The sequence below is a fragment of the Brevibacillus reuszeri genome (assembly GCF_002897295.1).
Classification (GTDB): Bacteria; Bacillota; Bacilli; order Brevibacillales; family Brevibacillaceae; genus Brevibacillus; species Brevibacillus reuszeri_A.
This window is the reverse complement of sequence record NZ_BEXF01000063.1, coordinates 1-4,916: the sequence shown is the minus strand read 5'-3', so window position 1 is coordinate 4,916 and position 4,916 is coordinate 1. Positions and strand designations below refer to the sequence as shown.

The 4,916-nt window shown below is 43.6% G+C and carries 7 protein-coding genes; 6 read left to right on the top strand and 1 reads right to left on the bottom strand.

Annotated elements, in window-relative coordinates; translation table 11 throughout:
* The 4 genes from merP to merB all read left to right on the top strand — a co-directional run.
* Positions 1 to 289, top strand: a 289-nt coding sequence (gene merP, locus C3B52_RS35075; RefSeq protein ID WP_235615969.1) for a mercury resistance system substrate-binding protein MerP, incomplete at its 5' end; no start/stop codon positions are given.
* Positions 290 to 304: 15 nt separating this feature from the next.
* The gene (gene merA, locus C3B52_RS35070; protein WP_031642482.1) at positions 305 to 1,945 is read left to right on the top strand and encodes a mercury(II) reductase; all 1,641 of its coding nucleotides are present in this window, start codon (positions 305 to 307) and stop codon (positions 1,943 to 1,945) included.
* A gap of 273 nt (positions 1,946 to 2,218) precedes the next feature.
* On the top strand, positions 2,219 to 2,656 hold the full coding sequence (locus tag C3B52_RS35065) for a MerR family transcriptional regulator (RefSeq protein WP_103110951.1): 438 nt from the start codon (positions 2,219 to 2,221) through the stop codon (positions 2,654 to 2,656).
* 32 nt (positions 2,657 to 2,688) lie between these two features.
* A complete protein-coding gene (merB, locus tag C3B52_RS35060; RefSeq protein ID WP_047914400.1) occupies positions 2,689 to 3,339 on the top strand; it encodes an organomercurial lyase MerB in 651 nt (216 codons plus the stop codon).
* Between the two features lie 126 nt (positions 3,340 to 3,465).
* Here merB and C3B52_RS37700 read toward each other — a convergent pair whose 3' ends face one another.
* Positions 3,466 to 3,609, bottom strand: coding sequence for a hypothetical protein (locus C3B52_RS37700; protein ID WP_235615970.1), 144 nt, complete (start codon positions 3,607 to 3,609; stop codon positions 3,466 to 3,468).
* A 586-nt stretch (positions 3,610 to 4,195) separates the two neighbouring features.
* On the opposite strand from C3B52_RS37700, the gene C3B52_RS35055 reads away from it, so the two are divergent.
* Together C3B52_RS35055 and C3B52_RS35050 are read left to right on the top strand one after the other, a co-directional pair.
* On the top strand, positions 4,196 to 4,372 hold the full coding sequence (locus C3B52_RS35055; RefSeq protein WP_081872843.1) for an aspartyl-phosphate phosphatase Spo0E family protein: 177 nt from the start codon (positions 4,196 to 4,198) through the stop codon (positions 4,370 to 4,372).
* 74 nt (positions 4,373 to 4,446) lie between these two features.
* Positions 4,447 to 4,916 (top strand): ArdC-like ssDNA-binding domain-containing protein (locus C3B52_RS35050; protein WP_123058879.1); only part of this gene is annotated, 470 nt, incomplete at its 3' end.

Sequence of the window (4,916 nt, the reverse complement as noted above, 5' to 3'; positions counted from 1 at the left end):
GGTTAGTGCGTGTAGCAACGAAAAAGAAGCACAAAATACTATAGATGCTAAGCAGGAAGTAAAAACTACCATTGAAACAACTAAAACAGGGACATTCACGGTTTTGGGGATGGATTGTTGTCCACCGTCTGTTGTAGAAAGCGTCCTGGAACAGGTAGATGGCGTTAGCAAAACAGCCATTAAAGTCAGTGGAAGCAAGGGCGAAGTAACGGTTTCCTTTGATGATAAGAAAACGGATTTACAGGCAATTAAGACGGCAGTTTCGAATTTCGGGCTTGGAGTCGAGTAAAAGGAGAGATTTAACATGAAAAAATATCGAGTAAACGTTCAAGGAATGACTTGTACGGGTTGTGAAGAGCATGTAGCTGTTGCTCTTGAAAACATGGGTGCAAAAGGGATTGAAGTGGATTTTCGTCGCGGAGAAGCTGTATTTGAGCTAACGAATGACGTGGAGGTGGAAACAGCGAAAAAGGCGATTGCTGAAGCCAAATACCAGCCAGGAGAGGTAGAAGAATTACAACCGCAAGAAATGGTGCAGTTAGGCGATGAAGGCGATTATGATTACATTATCATCGGTTCTGGCGGTGCTGCTTTTTCGTCTGCCATTGAAGCTGTGAAATACGGAGCGAAAGTGGCGATCATCGAACGTGGAACGGTTGGTGGAACATGTGTGAATATTGGCTGCGTTCCTTCGAAGACATTGCTGCGGGCTGGCGAAATCAATCATCTGGCAAAAAATAATCCATTCATCGGATTGCACACGTCAGCTGGCGACGTTGATTTGGCACCATTGATCAAGCAGAAAAATGAACTGGTGACGGATCTTCGAAACTCAAAATATGTGGATTTGATTGATGACTACGGCTTTGAATTAATCAAAGGCGAAGCGAAATTCGTAGATGAAAAAACCGTTGAAGTCAATGGCATGCAGTTGTCAGCCAAACGATTCTTAATCGCGACAGGTGCTTCACCAGCAGTGCCAAACATTCCTGGACTGGATGAAGTCGATTATTTAACAAGCACAACTCTGCTTGAATTAAAGAAGGTGCCTAAGCGTCTTACGGTCATCGGTTCTGGCTATATCGGGATGGAATTGGGACAACTCTTCCATAATCTAGGCTCAGAAGTCACATTGATGCAAAGAAGCCCGCGTTTGTTAAAGGAATACGATCCTGAGGTTTCAGAAGCAATCACGCAAGCCTTGACAGAACAAGGGGTCAACTTAGTGACGGGAGCATCTTTTGAACGAATCGAACAAGATGGAGACATTAAAAAGGTCCATGTAGAGGTAAATGGCAAGAAGCGAATCATTGAGGCAGATCAATTACTGGTTGCCACAGGAAGAACACCAAACACGGCAACCTTGAATTTACAGGATGCAGGCGTTGAAGTAGGCCCCCGTGGTGAAATCGTAATCGATGAGTATTCAAAAACAACGAATTCACGCATCTATGCAGCAGGAGATGTCACGCTTGGTCCTCAATTTGTATATGTAGCAGCTTATCAAGGTGGAGTTGCGGCAGGAAATGCTATCGGTGGACTGAACAAAAAGCTGAATTTAGAAGTGGTTCCGGGGGTTACATTTACAGCTCCAGCAATTGCAACGGTTGGTTTAACGGAGCAACAGGCAAAAGAGAAAGGATATGAAGTGAAAACATCCGTCTTGCCGTTAGATGCCGTTCCAAGAGCACTGGTTAATCGGGAAACAACAGGCGTGTTTAAACTGGTGGCGGACGAGAAGACACTGAAAGTGTTAGGGGCTCATGTGGTAGCAGAAAATGCAGGAGACGTAATTTATGCAGCGACACTGGCTGTCAAATTCGGTTTAACCGTGGAGGATCTCCGAGAAACCATGGCTCCATATTTAACAATGGCAGAAGGATTGAAGCTAGCTGCTCTTACGTTTGATAAAGATGTATCAAAATTATCTTGTTGTGCAGGTTAATCACCTTTTTAGGAAGCCTTAATGTACGTCTTCAGTTAAAGAAAGCTTTTATAAAAGACGATTCTTCTCTTAACATAGAGATAATTGTCTTTTTTATTCCAAAAAATGTCTTAGCGTGGGTTTTATGTCAAAATGTTGGTGGTACCCCTGTACTTATCAATTTCATTGGGAAAAGATCTTTTTCTTCTTGACCTTCCCCTTAGGTGAAGGTTGTATACTCTAGTTATAGTTAGTTCAGCTGATGGTACCACCAGTTAACGAGGAGGGAGGAAAGTGGAGCAATTTACGATTGGTCAACTAGCCCAACAAACAGGAGTCAGTCGAAAAGCCATTCGATTGTATGAAGAAAAGGGACTTATCCTACCTTCCATTAAGCGGAGTGAAGGCAATTACCGCGTTTATAACCAAGAGCATGTATTTTGTATCAATGGTATCAAACAACTCCGATCTTTAGGCGTATCGCTGGAGGAAATGACGGATCTGGTAGTGATTTTCGAAAAAAAACCTGTGGAGGTAGAACCTCGTCTTCAGCATTTGTTAAAGGAGAAACTGACTATGATAGATGAGCATATTAAAGATCTACAAAAGTTACGACAACACGTTGGAGCGTTTCTGGATTCCCCGAAAGACGTATTCAATCAAGTATATCTTCCTAAGAATTTTACAATCGAATGTAGATATAATCATGTAAGTAACATCGAAAAACAATAAAACTGACAAAAAAATCCAAGGAGGAAAAAGTCATGAAAACTGAAATTCAGGAACTTGTAACCCTATTTGACCAGAACAAGGGAGAGGGAGGAGGCTCCATGAAGTGGCTCTTTCGCCCGTTGTTACAAATGCTAACAAAAGGTGAACCAGTTACCGTTGAGGACATTGCAACAACAACCGGGAAGCCCCTCGATGAGGTTAAGGACATTCTCTCGACCTTATCCAGTGTGGAACTCGATGAACAGGGTCGTGTTGTCGGTTTTGGTCTCACCTTAATCCCTACGCCCCATCGCTTTGAAGTTGATGAGAAACAATTGTATGCGTGGTGTGCTCTTGACACCCTTATGTTTCCGGAACTTATAGGGCATATGGTTCATATTGAATCGCCTTGTTACAGTACTGGAAAGCCTATAAGATTGACAGTGGAACCGGATCGTGTTTTAAGCCTGGAACCAACGACGGCTGTTGTCTCAATAGTAACACCGGATGATACGTCCTCTGTTCGGTCGTCATTCTGCAACGAAGTCCATTTTTTTAGCACGGAAAGTGCAGCCCAAAATTGGCTTAACCAACATCCAAATGGGAAGGTGTACCCCGTTAAGGAAGCCTTTGAATTAGGTCGCCTTCTGGGAAAACGTTACGAGGAATCTGGCCCTACCAATGAGTCTTGCTGTGACATCTAATCCTAAATAATACCCAATCGTCTTGTTTAATTTTTGAAGTACGAAACCCAAACCAATGAATGAGACCGTGAGACTGCGAAATTTGCGGTGTTTAACAGTAGAAGATCTTCGCGAAACCCTTGCTCCCTATTTGACAATGGCAGAAGAACTAAAGCTGGCTGCCCTTACGTTTGATAAAGATGTATCCAAATTATCTTGTTGTACAGGATAACCATCTTTTATAATATCAAGCCGATATTCCTTAAAGTAAGGAAATCGGCTTTTTTTCATCCGGAAATTGGCTTAGCGTATGTTTTCCGCGTTTTGTTGGTAGGACCCCATGTACTACGAAGCAAAGGGAACCATGACTCCATTCCGCTTCGCTCCATTCCTTCATCGTTCCAAAACCTATTCAGGTAGACCCTTCGAAGATAAAACCTTGTGGGCAAGATCGAAGAAGTAAAGACAAGGCCCGTTCGCAGTAACCTGCGTGCAGCCTTACCATATTCCGTTTTTCAAAGAGATCATTCACATACCGTAGCCATCTAGTCGCATGGGATCATATAGAACCTCTCCGGGCAAGGCGAAAAAATTTTTTTGAGAAGTACACTCAAAATAATTTTTGTCGTCCCTTCGGGCAGCCTTGCCCTGCGAGAACCTATATGATCTTAAATCTGCGACGGCTACGGTATACGAATGATTTTGCTCTTTGAAAACTTCATACGGTAAGGCAAGACAGCAAGCAAGAAACTGCTCACAAACCTTAAAGGATTCCGCTCATCGCCGCTAGGGCTAGACAGGCAAACGGTTCCGAATAAGGGTTAGGGCCAAAAAAGTCAAGTCCGAATAAGTCATTTTGAAAGGAGGTGATAGCGATATGAACATTGAGATGTTGCGTAATCAGATTGAAAAGTTGCGAAAAGAACTCATTGATTTAGCAGAACGGATGGGTTTTACAGCGATGGAAGTTGTGGAGAAATCGCAAAAGTTGGACAAAGTGCTGAATGAATATGATCGAGCAATCCAAAGACAATCAAAAGGCCCGTTTGTTTAGCAGAACAAACGAGCCGGGGCGAAGATTTGAGACCCCTTCGCCCCTCCATTATAACACATAAGGGAGAGGTTAACATGAGCGAAAAAATCTATGAAATGGTTACAAATCGTATGATAGAGCTTTTGGAAAAAGGGGTTGTGCCTTGGCGCCGCCCGTGGCGAGTGGGTGCGGCTGTCAATTGGAAGACACAGAAGCCGTATCGGGGCGTTAATACGCTACTTCTGGAGCCGGGAGAGTATGCGACTTTCAAACAGGTAAGCGAAGCCGGGGGCAAAGTCAAAAAAGGCGAAAAGGGGCAATTCGTTGTTTTCTGGACATGGTTGGAGAAGGAAAACGACGAAACGGGAGAAATTGAAAAAATCCCATTTCTCCGCTATTACACGGTGTTTGAAATCAATACTCAATGTGTAGGATTACAGAGCAAGCGAAACGACGAATCATTTGACCATGATCCTATAGAAGCAGCAGAGCGGATTTGTGAAGGGTATAAAGACGCTCCGCCCGTCCGGTTTGCTTCCGGGCGTGCGTTCTATCGTCCAGCTGC